This is a genomic window from Saliniradius amylolyticus (genome assembly GCF_003143555.1).
GTDB lineage: Bacteria > Pseudomonadota > Gammaproteobacteria > Enterobacterales > Alteromonadaceae > Saliniradius > Saliniradius amylolyticus.
Genome location: NZ_CP029347.1, coordinates 1,448,929 through 1,467,602 on the forward strand (window position 1 = coordinate 1,448,929; position 18,674 = coordinate 1,467,602).

The 18,674-nt window shown below is 51.8% G+C and carries 15 protein-coding genes; 10 read left to right on the forward strand and 5 right to left on the reverse strand.

Annotated features, from left to right (window positions below; genetic code table 11):
* Positions 1 to 5 precede the first annotated feature (5 nt).
* The 4 genes from pheT (at position 6) to phrB (ending at position 5,151) form a co-directional block, all read left to right on the forward strand.
* A complete protein-coding gene (gene pheT / locus HMF8227_RS06760; protein ID WP_109339451.1) occupies positions 6 to 2,384 on the forward strand; it encodes a phenylalanine--tRNA ligase subunit beta in 2,379 nt (792 codons plus the stop codon).
* Positions 2,385 to 2,389: 5 nt separating this feature from the next.
* The gene (gene ihfA, locus HMF8227_RS06765) at positions 2,390 to 2,686 is read left to right on the forward strand and encodes an integration host factor subunit alpha (RefSeq protein ID WP_109339452.1); all 297 of its coding nucleotides are present in this window, start codon (positions 2,390 to 2,392) and stop codon (positions 2,684 to 2,686) included.
* A gap of 81 nt (positions 2,687 to 2,767) precedes the next feature.
* Complete coding sequence (locus HMF8227_RS06770; protein ID WP_109339453.1) at positions 2,768 to 3,727, forward strand: YbgA family protein; 960 nt, start codon at positions 2,768 to 2,770, stop codon at positions 3,725 to 3,727.
* Positions 3,724 to 5,151, forward strand: coding sequence for a deoxyribodipyrimidine photo-lyase (phrB, locus tag HMF8227_RS06775; protein WP_109339454.1), 1,428 nt, complete (start codon positions 3,724 to 3,726; stop codon positions 5,149 to 5,151). Before HMF8227_RS06770 ends, phrB begins: the two co-directional genes overlap by 4 nt.
* A gap of 48 nt (positions 5,152 to 5,199) precedes the next feature.
* Here the strand turns inward: phrB and HMF8227_RS06780 are convergent, their stop codons facing one another.
* Positions 5,200 to 5,550 (reverse strand): hypothetical protein, encoded by a 351-nt coding sequence (locus HMF8227_RS06780; protein ID WP_109339455.1) that lies wholly within the window; start codon positions 5,548 to 5,550, stop codon positions 5,200 to 5,202.
* A 111-nt stretch (positions 5,551 to 5,661) separates the two neighbouring features.
* Between HMF8227_RS06780 and HMF8227_RS06785 the strand changes: the two genes are divergently transcribed.
* Positions 5,662 to 6,426 (forward strand): Nif3-like dinuclear metal center hexameric protein, encoded by a 765-nt coding sequence (locus HMF8227_RS06785; RefSeq protein WP_109339456.1) that lies wholly within the window; start codon positions 5,662 to 5,664, stop codon positions 6,424 to 6,426.
* A 244-nt stretch (positions 6,427 to 6,670) separates the two neighbouring features.
* Positions 6,671 to 7,441 carry a methyltransferase domain-containing protein gene (locus HMF8227_RS06790; protein ID WP_239421226.1) on the forward strand — a complete coding sequence of 257 codons (771 nt, stop codon included), beginning with the start codon at positions 6,671 to 6,673 and terminating at the stop codon, positions 7,439 to 7,441.
* Here HMF8227_RS06790 and HMF8227_RS06795 read toward each other — a convergent pair.
* Together HMF8227_RS06795 and HMF8227_RS06800 are read right to left on the reverse strand one after the other, a co-directional pair.
* Positions 7,422 to 8,426 (reverse strand): 2-hydroxyacid dehydrogenase, encoded by a 1,005-nt coding sequence (locus HMF8227_RS06795; RefSeq protein WP_109339457.1) that lies wholly within the window; start codon positions 8,424 to 8,426, stop codon positions 7,422 to 7,424. The two genes, HMF8227_RS06790 and HMF8227_RS06795, sit on opposite strands and share 20 nt — an antisense overlap.
* Positions 8,423 to 8,914 (reverse strand): glutathione peroxidase, encoded by a 492-nt coding sequence (locus HMF8227_RS06800; protein WP_109339458.1) that lies wholly within the window; start codon positions 8,912 to 8,914, stop codon positions 8,423 to 8,425. The genes HMF8227_RS06795 and HMF8227_RS06800 overlap by 4 nt, the downstream gene beginning before the upstream one ends.
* Before the next feature lie 104 nt (positions 8,915 to 9,018).
* On the opposite strand from HMF8227_RS06800, the gene HMF8227_RS06805 reads away from it, so the two are divergent.
* Positions 9,019 to 9,885 (forward strand): NAD(P)-dependent oxidoreductase, encoded by an 867-nt coding sequence (locus tag HMF8227_RS06805; RefSeq protein ID WP_109339459.1) that lies wholly within the window; start codon positions 9,019 to 9,021, stop codon positions 9,883 to 9,885.
* A 14-nt stretch (positions 9,886 to 9,899) separates the two neighbouring features.
* Here HMF8227_RS06805 and HMF8227_RS06810 read toward each other — a convergent pair whose 3' ends face one another.
* Positions 9,900 to 11,561: a FapA family protein gene (locus HMF8227_RS06810; protein WP_109339460.1), complete on the reverse strand. Its 1,662-nt coding sequence runs from the start codon at positions 11,559 to 11,561 to the stop codon at positions 9,900 to 9,902.
* Between the two features lie 53 nt (positions 11,562 to 11,614).
* Positions 11,615 to 13,057 carry an exodeoxyribonuclease I gene (gene sbcB / locus HMF8227_RS06815; RefSeq protein ID WP_109339461.1) on the reverse strand — a complete coding sequence of 481 codons (1,443 nt, stop codon included), beginning with the start codon at positions 13,055 to 13,057 and terminating at the stop codon, positions 11,615 to 11,617.
* Positions 13,058 to 13,192: 135 nt separating this feature from the next.
* Here sbcB and HMF8227_RS06820 point away from each other — a divergent pair, with 135 nt between their 5' ends.
* The 3 genes from HMF8227_RS06820 to hrpA all read left to right on the forward strand — a co-directional run bounded on the left by HMF8227_RS06820 (position 13,193) and on the right by hrpA (position 18,637).
* On the forward strand, positions 13,193 to 14,212 hold the full coding sequence (locus HMF8227_RS06820; protein ID WP_109339462.1) for an isoaspartyl peptidase/L-asparaginase family protein: 1,020 nt from the start codon (positions 13,193 to 13,195) through the stop codon (positions 14,210 to 14,212).
* Between the two features lie 82 nt (positions 14,213 to 14,294).
* Entirely contained in the window at positions 14,295 to 14,714 is a 420-nt protein-coding gene (locus HMF8227_RS06825) for a CBS domain-containing protein (protein WP_109339463.1), read from the forward strand.
* 62 nt (positions 14,715 to 14,776) lie between these two features.
* Complete coding sequence (hrpA, locus tag HMF8227_RS06830) at positions 14,777 to 18,637, forward strand: ATP-dependent RNA helicase HrpA (protein ID WP_109339464.1); 3,861 nt, start codon at positions 14,777 to 14,779, stop codon at positions 18,635 to 18,637.
* Positions 18,638 to 18,674: the final 37 nt, after the last annotated feature.

Sequence of the window (18,674 nt, forward strand, 5' to 3'; positions counted from 1 at the left end):
ACGCCATGAAATTCAGTGAACAATGGTTAAGAGAGTGGGTAAGCCCCCAAGTTAGCACCGAAGAGCTGGCGGAACAGATTACCATGGCCGGGCTGGAAGTGGACGCTATTGAGCCAGTCGCCCCCGCATTCAGCGGCGTGGTGGTCGGTGAGGTGGTGGAGTGCGGGCCGCATCCGGACGCCGATAAACTGCAGGTGACCAAGGTCAATGCCGGTGACGAAGAATTACTGGATATTGTCTGTGGTGCGCCGAACTGCCGTCAGGGGTTAAAAGTGGTGGTGGCCAAAGTAGGCGCGGTATTGCCCGGTGACTTTAAGATTAAAAAGGCCAAGCTTCGGGGACAGCCCTCTCATGGGATGTTGTGCTCGGCTTCTGAGTTGGGCTTGTCAGAGGATCACGACGGTATTACCGAGTTGCCTGAAGACGCACCTATTGGTGTGGATATTCGTGACTACATGCAGTTGGACGATGTCAGTATCGAGGTGGATCTTACGCCAAACCGCGCCGACTGCCTGGGACTGAAGGGCTTGGCTCGTGAGGTTGGGGTGTTAAACCAACAGGACGTGTTGGAGCCTCAGGTGAACGATGTGGCGGCGATGATCGATGATAAACGGGAAATCCGTCTGGTCAATGGTGAGGCTTGTCCCCGTTATTTAGGTCGTGTCATTAAAGGCATTAATCCCATGGCCAAGACCCCCTTATGGATGCAGGAAAAGTTGCGTCGCAGCGGTATCCGCAGCATCGACCCTGTGGTGGATGTGACCAACTTCGTGTTGCTGGAATTAGGTCATCCCATGCATGCTTTCGATAACGATGTTCTGAGCGGCGACATCCAGGTGCGTAATGCCAAAGCCGGTGAGAAGCTCGTATTGCTGGACGGTGAAGAGGTGGAGTTAAAAGAAGATACGCTGCTTATCGCCGATCAGGAAAAGCCCCTGGCCATGGCCGGTATCTTTGGGGGCAAAGGTTCGGGCGTGACCGAACAGACTCAGAATATATTCCTGGAAAGCGCCTTCTTTGCACCGGACGCCATCATGGGCCGCGCACGTCAGTACGGATTACACACCGACGCGTCTCATCGCTATGAGCGAGGCGTCGATCCGACCTTGCAATTCCAGGCCATGGAACGTGCTACCCGGTTGTTATTGGATATTGTTGGTGGTCAGGCAGGTCCTATTACTGAAGCGGTGGATGAGCAGTATTTGCCGGGCTTTAAAAATGTCCATGTTCGTCGTGAGCGCCTGGATCGGGTCTTGGGCATGCATATTGATGATGACAGAGTTACCGATTGCCTTAAGCGTCTGGGCTTTATGGTGGAGTTTGACGGTCAAAAGTGGCAGGTGGATGTGCCTCCCTATCGATTTGATATCGACATTGAAGAAGACCTGATCGAAGAAATCGTACGAGTATATGGTTACCACAGGGTAGAGCCGGTGGCGCCGATGGCCAGGCTTTCCATGGCTCCCACCAGCGAGCAACAGTTACCCCTGGTCGCACTGAAACAACGTTTGACCAGCTTGGGCTACCAGGAAGCTATTACCTATTCTTTTGTCGATCCTAAGGCGCAGGAAGCCTTATTCCCAGCCTCCGGAGCCTGGGTGCTGCCTCACCCGATTTCGGTGGACATGTCGGCAATGCGAGTCAGCCTGTGGCCCGGCTTGTTGCAGGCGGTTAGCTATAACCAGAATCGCCAGCAGCAGCGAGTTGCGCTGTTTGAGACTGGCCTGCGTTTTGTGGTGCAAGATGGCAAGATGCAGCAGCAGCCGATGATCAGTGGCGTACTGGCTGGTCAGCGCCATCAGGAGCACTGGGATAAGGCGAATGCGGGTGTGGATTTCTTCGACATCAAGGCGGTGGTTGAAAGCCTGATTCAACTGACTGGCGCCGAGAATGAATTTAGTTTCCGGGCTGCCGAACATTCGGCTTTGCATCCAGGTCAGAGCGCCGAGATCCTGCGTCAAGGTGAGGTGATTGGCTGGTTAGGGGCCGTACATCCTCAGTTTGAAAAGCAGTTGGGTCTGAAAGGTCGGGCTTTTGTGTTTGAGCTGCATCAGGATGCCTTGTGTCAGCGTCGTTTGCCTCAGGCCAGAAAGGTTTCCAATCAGCCGGCCAATCGTCGCGATATTGCATTAGTGGTGGATGAGGCGGTCGCGGCCGGGGATGTTTTGGATGCGATAGAAAAAGTTGGCGGAAATCAATTGGTTGCCCTAAACTTGTTTGACATATATCGTGGTGATGCGCTCGGAGAAAACAACAAGAGTCTGGCAATTTCTCTGACTCTTCAACATGCCGAACGTACACTGGAAGAACAAGAGATTCAGGCGACAGTGGAGCAGGTGGTTGCTCATCTGTCGGAACACTTCGGAGCAACACTGAGGGATTGACACCTATGGCGCTGACCAAAGCCGAAATGGCAGAACACTTGTTTGAGAAGTTTGGAATCAACAAAGGTGACGCCAAAGCACTGGTGGAAGCCTTTTTTGAGGAAATCAAAGAAGCGCTGGAAAGCGGTGAGCAAGTCAAGCTGTCCGGCTTTGGCAACTTTGACCTCAGGGATAAAAACCAGCGGCCCGGCCGCAATCCTAAGACGGGCGAGGACATCCCGATTAAAGCCCGTCGGGTGGTGACGTTTCGACCCGGTCAGAAGCTAAAGAGCCGGGTGGAAAATGCCGAGCCCCTGAAATAGTAAAAACGCGCCAATCGGCGCGTTTTTTTATGATCCAACGCAGGATCGTCGTCGTTTATTCTTCATTGAGAGGAGGAATCTATGACTGCTACATTTGCCCGTCCCAAAGTGGGTGTCAGTGCCTGTGTTATGGGACAAAAGGTGCGCTATGACGGAGGCCATAAGCGCTCCCATTTTGTGACCGACAAACTTGCCGAAGTGGTTGAGTTTAAGTCCCTGTGCCCTGAGGTGGGCATGGGTATGCCAGTACCCAGGCCAACTATCCATGTTCGAGAGTTGAATGGTGAGTACCGTTTAACCGACACCAGAGACGGTCGTCTGGATCATACCGACAAGATGCAAAGCTTCTTCGATAGGCAGCGACCCGTGCTCGACACGCTGGATGGGTTTGTCCTGGCCGCCAAGTCCCCCAGTTGTGGCATGGAGCGGATTAAGGTTTATAACGAAAGCGGTGAACTCATGCATCGAAAAGGTGAGGGCGTGTTTGTCCACCTGTTGCGACAGCATTATCCGCACTTGCCGCTGGAAGAAGATGGTCGCTTGAATGACGCTGGCTTGAGAGAAGCTTTTGTCACCCGGGTGTTCGCCTATCGTGATTTTAAACAAAACGTACTGGCATCGAAGAAGATGGCCGAATTGGTGAACTTTCAGAGTCGTTATAAATTGCTACTGATGGCTTACAGTCCCGCCGCTTGTCGCCAACTGGGCAGGGTTGTGGCATCGGCCTCAGAACACTGGCAATCGGCCATCGATCAATACCTGACCTTATTTATGGCAACGCTCAGTAAACCAACGACTCGTAAGAAACACACCAATGCTCTGATGCACTTACAAGGTTACTTTAAGCAGCAGCTATCGGCGCAGGATAAACAGGCGCTTTCTGAGCAGATTGACAAATATCGCCGCGGCTACGTGCCTTTAATGGCTCCGATGGCGCTTTTACAACACCATCTTAGGCATCATCCCGACGACTATGTCTCTAAGCAGGTCTATCTTGACCCTTATCCGGAGCAACTCGGTATCAGGAACCTCATGCAGTGAGTGCGTTAATCTGGCTAAGAAGTGATTTGCGGGCCGATTGGCACAGCCCTTTAAATTATGCCATTGAGCAGCATGACAGCGTTACTGCGGTGTATATCGTTACTCCGCAGCAGTGGCGGCATTATGGGCTGGCACAGGCGAAGACAGATTTAATCCTGGCACGGCTCGCTGAGCTAAAAAAGCGACTCAAAGATCGCAATGTTTATTTGAACATAGTCAAAGAGCCCGATTACACGTCGTCTGTTAAGCGTATTGCCATAGAGTGTCAGAAACACAACATCAATAACGTGTATGTTAATGCTGAGTATGAGTGGGATGAACGGCAACGGGATAAGGCACTGAAGCTAGCGTTACAGGATCAGGGCATTCAATGTGGCGTGTTTCACGATACATGCCTGGTGCGTCCCGACGCCATCTTCAACCAGCAAAACAAACCCTATAAGGTGTTCACACCGTATTTTAAGGCTTGGCTGGCAGAACTTGAGCGACAAAATATGACGCCTTTGTCGGCAAACAGCCAGGCCAGCCAGACTCAAACATTGGATGAGGAAGTCGAGCTGGACTCACTGTCTGATTGGTATTGGTCGCGGCGTGATTCGAAGCGCTGGCCTGCCTGCGATAAAGGTCTGACCGAAAAGGCCAGAGCGTTTGTCAGTGAGCGAGCTGCGGATTATGCGTCAAATCGGGATATCCCGATCAAGGAAGGCACCAGTGAGTTATCGCCGTATCTTTCTATTGGCGCTATTAGTCCGGCCAGGCTTTATCACCAACTGTCTATCGAAGCCCGTCAAAGCCTCGAGCAACGCAACGGAGGAGAGTACGAATGGCTGCGTGAGCTGGCGTGGCGTGATTTTTATCGCTATGTAATGTTTCACTTTCCTCATGTGTGTAAGCACAGATGTTTTCAGTCCCAGTATGATGAATTTCCCTGGGAGACCGATAAGAAGGCTTTTGAGGCTTGGTGTGAGGGGCGCACCGGCTATCCGGTCGTCGATGCAGCCATGCGTTGTCTCAACCAGACCGGTTGGATGCATAACCGGTTAAGAATGATCGTCTCCAGCTTTTTGTGTAAGCACCTCAGACTGCCCTGGCGCTGGGGGGAAGATTACTTTATGTCACGTTTGATCGACGGAGATTTCGCCTCTAACAACGGTGGCTGGCAGTGGAGCGCTTCCGTGGGCACCGATGCGGCGCCGTATTTTCGTATTTTTAATCCCACCACGCAGGGGGAAAGATACGATAAGCAGGGCAGGTTTATTCGTTCTTGGGTACCTGAGCTTGAGTCTGTACCTGATAAACATCTGCACCAGCCCAGTGCTTGGCAAGGATTCTCAGACGTAGATTATCCAGCCCCAATTGTCGATCATAAAGCGACGGTGGCTGAAACCAAGCGTCGGTTTCAGGATTTTTTAGCCAGCCACTAAAAAAGCGGCCGTTGGCCGCTTTCTCTATATCCGTTATCAACGAGCAAATTAGCGAGGCAGGCGACTGCCTTCGGTTAATTGCTCGCCCCAGAATGCCTTAACAGAGAAGCCGCCTTTGGCAGGGGCTTTCTTTTTGGCTGGTTTCTTAGCCGGAGCACTCTTGGCCTTGGCGGCAGGCTTAGCCGGTTTGTCGGCTTTGGCCGCAGGTTTGCTGGCGGTAGTGCTCTTACCAGCGGCGAGTTCGTCAGCCATTTCATCCAGTGTCGCCAGGCGAACATTCTTGCCGCCATCGACGCTATACCAACCACTCTTGGCTTCAATTTGTGGCTCTTTACCATTGGCAGCTTTGTACGCTTCGGTAAACTTCGCAATGACCTGGTCTTTATCCAATTTACTCATAATCTGGACTACTACCTTTATTAAATGTGTAACTCAATTTGAAAACGGATAAGCCCCTGTTATACCTTGTTTGCATTTTAATGTCTAATTTTCAGCCGATAGAGAGTGGATATGCGCGCAGAAGTACAAAGAGACGCACTGATTCAGTATTTAAATGACACTTTGAGAGTGTCTCAGTTCAAGGATTATTGCCCTAACGGTCTGCAGGTTGAGGGGAAGGAGCGCATTCAAAAACTGGTCACTGGGGTGACGGCTTCCCAGGCATTGGTGGATAAGGCCATCGACTTAAACGCTGATGCCTTGTTGGTGCACCATGGCTATTTTTGGAAGGGCGAGCCTCAGCCTGTCACCGGCATGAAAAAACGTCGTTTACAGGCGCTATTGGCGCACGATATCAATCTGTTGGCTTATCACTTGCCATTGGATGCCCATCCAGAATACGGCAATAATGCTCAACTGGCCGCTATGCTGGAGATTGAGGTGACAGGTACCCTGGAGCCAGAGAACCCTTGCAGTGTGGTAATGACCGGTGAATTATCCGAGCCATTGACTGCGGCTCAGCTGGCCGAGCGCATTGAACAGCGCTTACAAAGAAAGCCGCTGGTAGAAGCCAGTGATAAAATCATTAAGACTCTGGCCTGGTGTACCGGTGGTGGTCAGGGGTTTATCGATATGGCAGCCGATAGCGGAGTCGACGCTTTTATTACCGGAGAGGTATCTGAACCGACCATTCACACGGCCCGAGAGCGGGGTATTCAGTTTTTTGCTGCAGGGCACCATGCCACAGAGCGCTATGGAGCAAAGGCCCTGGGAGACCACCTGGCCGAGGAGTTTGGACTGGATGTGGCTTTCGTTGATATTGATAGTCCGGCATAGACCGTGTTTACATTTTAATAGACGTCCCCTGCCGGCGGGCATTTTTTCATCCCTGCAAGGCAGGGGGAGCGTAGTTTAGAGGGTCTAAATAAGTGACCGATAACGACGCTGGGTGGAAAAATAACAGCAGCTCTTCGGGTCGAGGCTAAAAAACGTCAGTCTTCGCTACTCGTGGTCGTTTAGATGACTAACCACAGCCTTCGCGCCCTAATTGACGCTTTTTACGCTATCAACAGAGACGAATATGAAAGACAAACACGGCCTAGTTATGAATCAGGATCAAAGCTTCGATCGTATCGCCGGAAAATTCGATAAAAACATTTACGGCAGTACCAAAGGGCGGCTGCGTCATGAGCTGTTAGTGCACTATCTTGATGAATTACTCGATAGCAAACCTCAGCGCATTATTGATGCAGGTGGTGGCACCGGTATGATGTCTCTGGAATTGAGCCGTCGCGGCCATAAAGTGCTGCTCAACGACGTTTCGAATGATTGTCTAACGTTGGCCAGACAAAGGCTTGAAAGTCTAGATGTTGACTATCATCAAGGCCCGTTGCAGTCGTTGCCTGATAACTGGCGACCCGATGGTATCGTCTGTCATGCAGTACTGGAGTGGCTGGAGAAGCCTTATGAGGCGGTTGAACATTTGCTTGACTTGTTGCCGGAAGGCGGCTGGCTATCGCTGAGCTTTTTTAATAAGGATGCCCATCGTTTTGCCAACCTGCTGTACGGGAATTTCGAATACATCGAGCGGGATCTTAAGGTCAAAAACCGGGTTCGGCTGAACCCAAATAACGCGCTGGAGCCAAAAGCAGTGTTGGATTTTTTGGCACCCAAACCGGTGACCATTCAACACACCGCTGGCATCCGTTGTTTTCATGACTACTTGAAAGAGCGTGACATGCAAACCGAACGCTATGATGAGTTGAAAACCATGGAGATAGCCTACGGCCGCACTCATCCGTATTTCTGGCTGGGCCGCTATATGCACCTGTTCATGAAGAAGCAGGGGTAACTAAAAAGCTCGGAGCGCTATAATCACCCTGCTGGCTGGCAAGCAGGTTGTCTGCGGTAGTTTGGGCAATGTGGGTCATGGCTTCCCGGGTGAAAAAGCCCTGATGACCGGTAATTAATACATTGGGGAAGGTTTGCAGGCGCTGAAACACATCGTCCTGAATGATCTGGTCAGACAGATCCTCAAAAAACAAGTCCCCCTCCATTTCATACACATCCAGACCCAGGTAACCGATATGACCATTTTTCAGGTGCTGGATCACGGCCTGGGTGTCCACCATAGCACCTCTGGAAGTGTTGATTAGCATAACACCCGGCTTCATCTGCGACAGTCGGGCGTCATTGATCATGTGTCGGGTTTCGGGCGTCAGGGGGCAGTGGAGGCTGATAATATCGGCCTGACTCACTAGTTCATCAATGGGAACATAGCGGGCACCCATGGCTTTAACCTCGTCATTAGGGCTGGGGTCATGGCAGAGAATCTTGCAGCCGAAACCGCTTATTATACGGCAGGTGGCAGCGCCGATACGCCCGGTGCCGATAATGCCCACGGTTTTGCCGTGCAGATTAAAGCCCATCAGCCCATCAAGGCTGAAGTTGCCCTCTTTGATACGGTTATAGGCTTTATGTAACTTACGATTGAGAGTCAAAATCAGTGCCAGGGTGTGCTCGGCAACAGCCTCAGGTGAATATGCCGGCACACGGGAAACGCTAAAGCCTAGTCGTTGGGCCGCCTGAGTGTCGACATTGTTAAAGCCAGCGCAGCGCAGCGCTATGTGCATTATGCCCATCTTTTTGAGCTGGGATAGCGTCGTGGTATCCAACTGGTCGTTCACAAAGGCACAGATAGCGTCCATTCCTTTGGCCAGGGGTAATGTCTGCTCACTGAGACGGGTCTCAATAAAGTGCCAGTCTATGTCGGGCGCATCAACCTCTTGCAAAAACTGGCGATCATAGGGTTTGGCGCTGAATACTCCGACTTTCATAGGCCCTTCTGCAAAGCTTGGTGCACATGGCGGGAGAGTTCTTTGGGTTTGGTTACACTGCCAAAGCGCTTCAATACTTTGCCATTGGAGCCAACTAGAAATTTGGTAAAGTTCCACTTGATGCGGCGACTACCCAAAATGCCTGGCGCGTGCTGTTTTAAATAGTCAAACAGGGGCTCAGCCTGTTTGCCGTTCACGTCCACTTTCTTAAATAATGGGAAGGTAACACCATAATTACGCTGGCAGAAAGACTGAATGGTTTCTTCTGAATCCGGCTCCTGATTGCCAAACTGATTACAGGGGAACCCTAGCACCACAAAACCATTGTCTTTGAATTTCTGATACAGGTTTTCCAAGCCCTGGTATTGAGGGGTAAAGCCGCAATAGCTGGCCGTGTTTACAATCAGCATTACCTGACCACGATAATCGGCCAAGGGTTTAGGCTCGCCATTGGCAAGTTCAATGGTAAAGTCGTATATGGAAGTCATCCTGATCCCGTCTAAAATACTGCCGGATACCCACTGCACACTTGTTTCAGCTTAGGCGTTTTTCAGGACAAAATAAATACCTAACCAAATAAGAGGAATGATCTATGACAAAGGTAGCGTTTATAGGCCTGGGCGTGATGGGCTACCCGATGGCGGGGCACCTCGCGCAGGCCGGATTTGATGTCAGAGTATACAATCGCACCAGGAGTAAAGCGGACAATTGGTGTGACCAATTCGGTGGGAATAGCTTCAAAACACCGCGTCAAGCGGCAGAGGATGCCGATGTTGTGCTTCTTTGTGTGGGCAATGATGATGATGTTCGTTCAGTAACGATAGGCGAGCAGGGCGTTTTGGCCTCAATGAAGGAACAGTCGGTATTGGTTGACCACACCACTGCCTCAGCCAGTTTGGCCGAAGAATTAGCCGACGCGGCAAATCGGGTTAACGTCGGGTTTCTGGATGCTCCCGTTTCCGGCGGTCAGGCGGGAGCAGAGCAAGGCCAACTGACCATCATGATGGGCGGTGATGAAACCAGTTATCAGCGCGTAAAACCGGTGCTGGACAGCTACGCCAAACACAGTCAGTTACTGGGCCCTGTGGGCAGCGGCCAACTTGCCAAAATGATGAACCAGATCTGCATTGCCGGTATCGTACAGGGACTCTCTGAGGCGTTAAATTTTGGTCAGGCCAGTGGCTTGGATTGTGAAGCAGTGGTTGAAGTCATTCGACACGGCGCGGCACAGTCCTGGCAAATGGAAAACCGGTATAAAACTATGTTGCAAGGGGAATACGACTTTGGCTTTGCGGTGGACTGGATGCGTAAAGACTTAAACATTGCCTTGCAACAAGCGGCTCAAACTGGCGTGAGTCTGCCGGTAACGGCCTTGGTGGACCAGTTTTACAGTGATGTACAGGCCATGGGTGGGGGACGTTGGGATACTTCCAGCTTGCTGGCGCGCCTGAATAAATAGGTATAGGCCGGGAGCTAACTGCCCGGCTTATACTGCCATTCGTGCTCGATATAAAGCACCTGACCGGTGCCAAAGTCGCGCTCTGCCTTCCAGTTTCGGTTATTGAGGCGAACTTTGACACCGGCTCGGATATTCTTGGTGGCCACCACGCGCGCATTGCTTTCAAGGTAAAGATCCTTACCTTTTTTGAGGTGATCGATCTTTAGATACATCCATTTTATCAACTGCTTCTCATCATCAAACAGCTTATTAGCCCGTTCCATTTTCGACTGCAGGCTATTGGGGACGCGGTATTTGGTTAGATCATTAAATTTCTTGCGGTGCCGCTTGTGAGTTCGCTCATAGGTATTCAGCATCTCTTCAAGCGTATCGCGGCGCTCCAGCAAGTCGTTATAACCATCGCTAAAGTCGATGGACAGCACACTGCCGGCCTTAGCGCCAATCACCCCGGCGGTGACTCTGTCCCGACATTTAATGTCACATCCAAATAAGTTGCCACTGGGGTTATTCACCGGCCCAACGGTGAGAGCACCTCCGGCATCAACGCGGCTATAAGCCAGCTGCTTACCCACATTGACATTGCCACCGCACCAGATGTCCAGACCCTGACCGTGTTGGATAAAGATGCTGCCCTGAGCCACCAGCCGGGTGCCATATTCTGGGCTATCGTGATCGGCTTGCTTGCCGACCGCACCCTGGGTGATGATGATATCGCCGCCCGACTCTATGGTGGCCGATTCTACAAAACCATTGATGGTCACATCGCCGTCAGCCTTAATGATCATCTTCTCTGTGACATCGCCATTGACAATGACCGCACCGTTATAGGATACATTCCCAGTACCCACGTTAACGCCTTTGGAGATGTAGGTGTCATCCACCCACATGCGACCATCGCGAAATTTTGGCATGCCGGAGATTTCAGCCAGTAGCAGGTGAGGATCATCGGGACTGACAACCGTGCCATCGCCGGGCTGTAACGGCACCCAATTACCCACATTGGGGACTACGGTTTCATTTTTAACTGTGTAACCTGCTCGCCCCTTGCTGGGAGGTACCTGGCGTAATACCGGCGTACCCGCTTTAACACAGATAATGTCCCCCAGATCACGCATATCCACGCGCGACTCGCTGACTTCCTGAGGCTGTAATATACGTTCTAATGCATTGGGTACCAAAGGCTTGACGAGCGAGTCATGCCCATGACGTACCGGTAGACCCTTGGCAAACACTCTGGACAGGGTCGTGCCAGGGGACGCTTGCTGTAGCTCTTTGACTAAGGTTTTTAAACGCTTACGACTGATACCGCGCTGAATACCCGAGCGTTTGGCTTCCTGAATGAGTTGTGTATAGCTGATTGGTTTGCCACCACAGGCGCTGGTGACCTCGACGGTGGCTTCCATATTATCTTCGCCAATAGTAAAGCGCATCTTCGCGTCACGCCGCTCGGCGACGGCTTCTTTAAAAGACTTACTGGCACCGTCTTTCTTAGCCTTACTGTAGTCCTGGAACAGACTTTGTATCTGTTGCTTATGGCGGAAAAACTCGGCACCGTCGCTTTGTTCGATCAGAGCTTCCAGACCATGGACAGTAATTTCGTCGGTGACTTTCGACGTATCTATCTCCATGATCAGCTCATTCTTATCATTGGACAGATACAGCGTGACCCCATTCATATCGTCTGCCTTTATCGTGTCTTATTTTGCTATCGGCGAGAATAACAATAATGTTACAACTCAGAGGCATATTGATACAAAGCGCGTAAAATTGCCAGCTTATTCGGGTCTTCTTTTACCGATTCACTGAGAATTTCCAGCTGCTCGGCAAATTCGGTTAAGTTGATACTGGCCGGGGAGTCGGGGGCAGTCAGTCGGTATTGCCGGTGACGTTGCCAGCGGTTCATCTCCGCCTCAGTTAGAGTCTGGGGATAATTTCTGGCCCGATAGCGAAACAGCAGGGTGTTCAGACGTGGATCCTCAAACTGCCAGTCTAATCCGGTTAACTGCTCTGGCTCACTCAGGCGGACTTGCTCGCAGCGACTCTTGTCCGCATCACCGATAAAGCCACCGGAGTATAAGGCGTGGTCGGCGTCCTTCTCGATGGATTCCGGCTCGGTATCGAACACATCCTGCAGTTTTTGCACCAGTCCGGGGCTGTTTTTAATCAAACTCAGGTTATGTAAACACTGCTGACGATCCAGCCCGAGCCGGTCGGCGTTATCCTCGGTCAGTGTCTTAGCCGGGGCCAGTACCGGTGATTTATTCAGATGCACTAATTTTATTGGTAAGCGCTGTTCGCCCTCGGTCAGCTCGCTGCTGGGCTGATAGAGCTTATGTCGTAATTGCTCGGCATCCAGATCAAACAAAGGGCTGGGATCCAGTGCCAGGTTCAGACAGATAATGGCGTTTCGATTGATCGGGTGTGGACAGACGGGCACTATCCAGCTCGTACAGCCATTAACCGCAGGGAGCTTTGAAGATACATGCACTAAAGGTGTCAGGTTGTGATAATCGATAAGGGCCTTAACCGCTGATTTCTTGCGCAGACCAAACAGGTAGTGATAGAGCTTAGGCTGTTTTTGCTTGATCAGGCGCGCCATATCGATGGTGGCGTATACATCGGACATCGCATCGTGAGCCCGGTCATGGCCAAGCCCGTTGGCTTGGGTTAGATGCTCCAGCTTAAAGCTCGGGCTGCCGTCTTCTCTCTCCGGCCATTCAATGCCTTCAGGGCGCAGGGCATAGCAGGCACGGACCATATCAATGATGTCCCATCGGCTGTTGCCGTTTTGCCACTCTCTTGCGTAAGGTTCATAGAAATTGCGATACAGCAGGTGGCGGGTCACTTCATCATCGAAGCGAAGATTATTGTAGCCCACTACGCAGGTGTCCGGGCGGCTGAACTGATGCTCAATGTGCCGGGCGAACTCGGCTTCGTTCATCCCGTCTCTCAGGCTCTGCTGAGGAGTGATACCGGTGATAAGACAGGCCTGGGGATGGGGCAGGTAGTCGTTGGGGATCTGGCAGAACCATTCTACAGGCTCTTCGATGATATTAAGCTCCAGATCCGTTCTCACACCAGCAAATTGGGCAGGAACGTCCTTAACCGGGTTGGCCCCCCAGGTTTCGTAATCGTGCCAGAATAAACTGGGTTGATGTGTTGCCACCGGCATCTCTCTTGATCGTGAATTAAAAGTAGGCGCCATTCTAGGCGGGTGATTAGGGGCTGGCAAATAAGATGAAAATAATCACTTTCTTGTTGGAGTTTGCTAGTCTGGCAACAGCAATCTCATTGTAAGGAACGTCAAATGAAATCATTAGTGATAACCGGTTTGGGGGTATTGGCACTCGGGTGTTTAAGTTTAATACCTGTTCAAGCCAGTGAGGGGCCAGTCGCGATCGCCATTCACGGGGGGGCCGGTACCATTACGAAGGCCAGGCTCACTGATAAACAGGAAAAAGCCTACCGAGCCAAGCTACAAGAAGCGGCAGAAGCAGGTTATGCAAAGCTTAAAGCTGGTGCCCATGGCACTGAGGCGGTCATGGCAGCGATTACCATCCTGGAAGACTCGCCACTGTTTAATGCGGGCAAAGGGGCAGTGTATACCTATGATGAAACCCATGAACTGGATGCCTCTATTATGGAAGGTCGCCACAGGCAGGCTGGGGCTATCAGCGGTGTAACTGGCATTCGTAATCCTATCACTCTGGCTCATAAGGTGATGACCAACTCCAAACACGTGTTCTTAAGTGGGCAAGGGGCGGCAGATTTTGCCATCTCTCAGGGCATCACCATGGTACCGAACAGCTATTTTAACACCGAACGCCGTTATCAGAGTCTGCAGAAGGCCAAGCAGGCTATTGAGGGAACAAACTCGGCCGTGTTGTCAAAGGGGGGGGGCGATTATAAATTTGGCACCGTAGGGGCGGTGGTATTAGACGATCAGGGAAATCTGGTGGCAGGTACCTCTACCGGCGGCATGACCGCGAAGCGCTGGGGACGTATCGGTGACTCACCGGTGATTGGTGCCGGAACGTTTGCTGATAATGACAGTTGTGCGGTGTCGGCCACTGGTCACGGTGAGTATTTTATTCGCTTTAACGTGGCCGCAGACATTTGTGCCCGGGTTAAATACCAGAATGTTAGCGCCGCTGAGGCGGCTAATACGGTGATCCATCAGGTATTAAAGCCGGCCGGCGGCGATGGTGGCGTTATTGTGATTGATTCACAAGGCCATATTTCCATGCCTTTTAACACCGAAGGCATGTACCGGGCGGCCATTGATACTGATGGTGCTCTCGATGTCGGTATTTACGGAAAAAAATAAAAGCACGAAAAGCGGGAAAGGGCGAATTACAGGGTCTACATTTAAAGTGTTGTTGTAGTAACACTCAATCTAAGGAGGCCTAATGGAGTCCCTGAAAGTCAGTGATTATATGAATCGTCGCCCGCTGTTATTTACCCCGGAAATGACGGTAGCCGAAGCAGTGGAAATTTTCCTCAACGGTCACCAAACCGGTGGACCGGTGTGCGATGGTTATCGCAAGGTTGTCGGCTTTTTATCCGAGCAGGATTGCTTGAATCGTATGCTTGAGTCGAGCTATTACCGGGAGCAGGTGGCCCGCGTAAAAGAGGTAATGCAAACTGATGTGATGACGGTAAAACCCTACACATCGATTATCGATCTGGCCCAGCAGATGCTAACGGAAAAACCGAAAGTGTATCCTGTGGTTGATGACGATGGCGTTATCAAGGGCATTATAACTCGCACCGATGTGCTCTATGCCATCGACATCCAGCTCCACGATGGCTACCGCCGAGTGGGTTAGGCTGGAAATCTAACCTCGCACGGTCTAGGATCGGCGCCCATTATTGATGTGGAGCGCCGCTTTTGAGTTTTTCTGTTGCCGAACTAAAACAACAAATCGAACAGAGTCAGACCAGGGATCGCCACCGCTTGCGCCGTCAATTGCAGCGGCTTGGCAAGTCACCGCAGAGGGAAGCTCTTGAGCAACTCGCCGACAGGATTCAACGTTCGGTGGATAAGACCCGCCAGAAATCGGACACGCGTCCGCCTATTGAGTACCCTGAGCTACCAGTCAGTGATCAGAAAGACGCCATTGCCGAGGCGATCCGTGACCATCAGGTCGTCATCATTGCCGGGGAGACCGGCTCAGGCAAAACCACTCAGATCCCCAAGATATGCATGGAACTGGGCCGTGGTGCGACCGGCATTATTGGTCATACCCAGCCACGACGACTGGCGGCGCGCAGTGTCGCTAACCGTATCGCCGAAGAACTGGACTCGCCGCTGGGCCAGGCGGTGGGTTACAAGGTGCGCTTCACCGATAAGGTCAGTGATTCTACCTATGTGAAGTTGATGACCGATGGCATCTTACTGGCTGAGTTGCAACAGGACAGGTACCTGAATCAGTACGATACCATCATCATCGATGAGGCCCATGAGCGCAGTCTCAATATCGATTTTATTCTCGGATATTTAAAACAACTGCTGCCCAAGCGGCCCGATCTGAAGCTTATCATCACCAGTGCCACCATCGATCCACAGAGGTTCTCAAAGCACTTCAATGACGCTCCTATCATCGAGGTCAGTGGTCGTACCTATCCAGTGGAAGTGCGCTATCGGCCGATACAGGAAGAGGGCGGTGAAGATCGCGATCAGACTCAGGCCATCATCGATGCGGTGGACGAGTTAGGCCGTGAATCGCGTGGCGATATTCTGGTGTTTCTCAGCGGCGAACGAGAGATACGGGATACCGCCGATGCCTTAAATAAGCAACAGTGGCGAGGTACTGAGGTTCTGCCATTGTACGCGCGATTATCCTCCGCCGAGCAAAACCGTATTTTTTCCCCTCACGGCGGTCGGCGCATCGTGCTGGCCACCAATGTGGCGGAAACCTCGCTCACGGTTCCCGGCATAAAGTATGTGATCGATCCTGGCTTTGCTCGTATCAGTCGTTATAGCTATCGCAGTAAGGTACAGAGGCTGCCCATCGAACCAGTCTCTCAAGCTTCAGCCAATCAACGCGCTGGGCGTTGCGGCCGGGTGTCTGAGGGTATTTGCATCAGGCTGTATTCAGAAGAAGACTTCATGGCTCGGCCCGAGTTTACCGATCCAGAGATTCTGCGGACCAATCTGGCCTCGGTGATCCTGCAGATGCTGGCCATCGGTCTTGGTGATATTGACGGCTTTCCTTTTGTGCAGCCACCGGATTCACGCCATATCAAGGATGGCTTCCGGTTGCTCGATGAATTGGGTGCCATCCGCCAGCAAGGCAAAGGCTTTAACCGGGCTAAGTTGACCCGTCAGGGCCGCCAGATAGCCCGTTTACCGGTTGACCCGCGCTATGCCCGGATGGTGGTTGAAGCGGCTTCCCGAGATTGTTTGTCGGAGGTGATTATCATCACCGCGGCGCTGAGTATTCAGGATCCCAGAGAGCGGCCTCAGGAAAAACGTCAGGCAGCCGATCAAGCTCATAGCGAGTATCAGGACAAGGATTCCGACTTTATCGCCTTTTACAATCTGTGGCAGAGTTTTAAGCAGCAACAGAAGGCCTTGTCGGGCAATCAGTTTCGCAAATGGTGTAAGCAGCAGTTTCTCAATTATCTGCGTCTGCGCGAATGGCAGGATATTGTCAGCCAGCTTAAGCAGGCGATTGCGGATCTCGGCTTTGGCATTAACAGCCAGCCAAGCGACTATGATGCCATTCATCAGTCAATCGCATCAGGCCTGCTGTCTCATATCGGTTTTAAAGACAAAGAAAGAGAGTATCTGGGTGCTCGTAATACCCGCTTTATGATTTTTCCCGGTTCGGGACTGGCCAAGTCGGCACCAAAGTGGCTGATGGCCGCCGAATTGGTGGAAACCTCCCGCCTGTTTGCCCGGGATGTGGCACGCATTCAACCCCAATGGCTAGAGCCGCTGGCCAGGCATCTGGTGAAGTATCATCACGCCGAACCCTATTGGTCTAAGAAACAGGGCGCGGTTATGGCCAAGGAGCGCGTTTCTTTGTACGGACTGGACATTGTGCCGTCCCGGCCGGTGCGTTTTGCCAATATCGATCCCGTTGCCAGTCGGGAAATTTTTATCCGAGAGGCGTTGGTTAACCTGAACACCAAGCTGGATTACGCGTTTTTGCGCGAGAATCAGCGGCAGATCGCCGAGATAGAGGCAGAGGAAGCCAAGGCTCGCCGTCGTGATATTTTGGTGGACGAAGAACACTTAATGCAGTTTTACGACGAGCATCTGCCTGATTCCGTGGTTGGCGAAGCGGAATTCCGCCGCTGGTGGAAACAGGCCCATCAGCAGGTGGACTTAGTGCTGACCCGGGATAAACTGATGCGTGATGATGGTAGTACTGTTAGTGAGCTGGATTACCCAGAAGCCTGGCAGCAAGGCAACCTGACCCTTCCGCTGAGCTATCATTTCGAACCCAAAGACGACGATGACGGAGTCAGTGTTGAGATACCCCTGCCTTTGTTGAACCAGGTCCGCCCGCATGGTTTTGACTGGCATGTGCCCGGGCTACGTGAAGAATTGATTACGACTTTGATAAAGTCGCTGCCAAAACGTTTACGCCGCAATTTTGTTCCGGCACCGGATTATGCAAGTGCCAGTGTGTCGGCGATGGAAGTGGGCGACAGCCCCTTTTTGGACTCACTGAGCCATCATCTTAAACGCATGACCGGTGTTGAAGTGCCTGAGGATGAGTGGGACTGGGCGGGATTGCCACAGCACTTAAAGATGAACTTTAAGGTGTTTGATCATAACCACAAGTTACTCGCTCAAGGACGAGATCTGCTGGCTTTGCAACAGCAGTTAAAAGGTCAGGTAACTGAGAACCTGCAGCAGGTGGCCAGTCCGGGCATAGAACAAGACAGTCTGAGCGATTGGCAGTTTGGGCCACTGCCCACTGAATACCATCAGCAACAGGGCAGCTACGAGGTGAAGGCTTATCCGGCGCTGGTGGATGAAGGCAAGTCTGTCGCCATCAAGTTGTTCGACGGTGAGCAGAAGGCGCAGCAAGCCCATCGTCAGGGGGTGCGCAGACTGCTGTTGTTACAGTTACCCTCTCCGGTGAGTTATCTGCAGCAAAAGCTCCCCAACAAGGCTAAGCTGGGGCTGTACTTTAACCCTTTCGGACAAATCAAGGCGCTGATCGACGACTGTATTGCGGCCGTGCTGGACGATGCCATCATTAACTGGCCAGAAGATGTCCGTGACCCTGAGCAGTTTGACGCCCTCAAGGAGCAGGTGCGTGGCAGGCTCAACGACGAGGTACTCGCGGTAGCGGTCAAAGTTGAGACTGGTCTCACTCGTGCTCACGGTATCCACAAGAAGATTAAAGGCAATGTACCCATGACCATGATTAATGCCATTGGTGATATTAAGGCGACACTGGATGATCTGGTCTACCCCGGCTTTGTGACCGATCTGGGCGTGGAACGAATGGATGACTGGAATCGCTACTTACAGGCTATCGAACGGCGTCTGGAAAAGCTGCCTATCGATCCAACGCGCGACCGACAGCATCAGCTGAGTATCGAAAAAGTCCAGCTGCGCTGGCAAGCCAAGCTGAATAAAGTGCCAAAGGGACAGGTGGTGCCAGAAGCCTTAAAAAACGTACGTTGGATGCTGCATGAGCTCAGGGTGTCGTATTTCGCTCAGCAGTTGGGTACAGCCTATCCCATCTCTGAAAAACGCATTATCAACGAGTTAGAGACTTTGTAAGCGGATTGACATCACTGGCCGCTCGATTTATAACCGC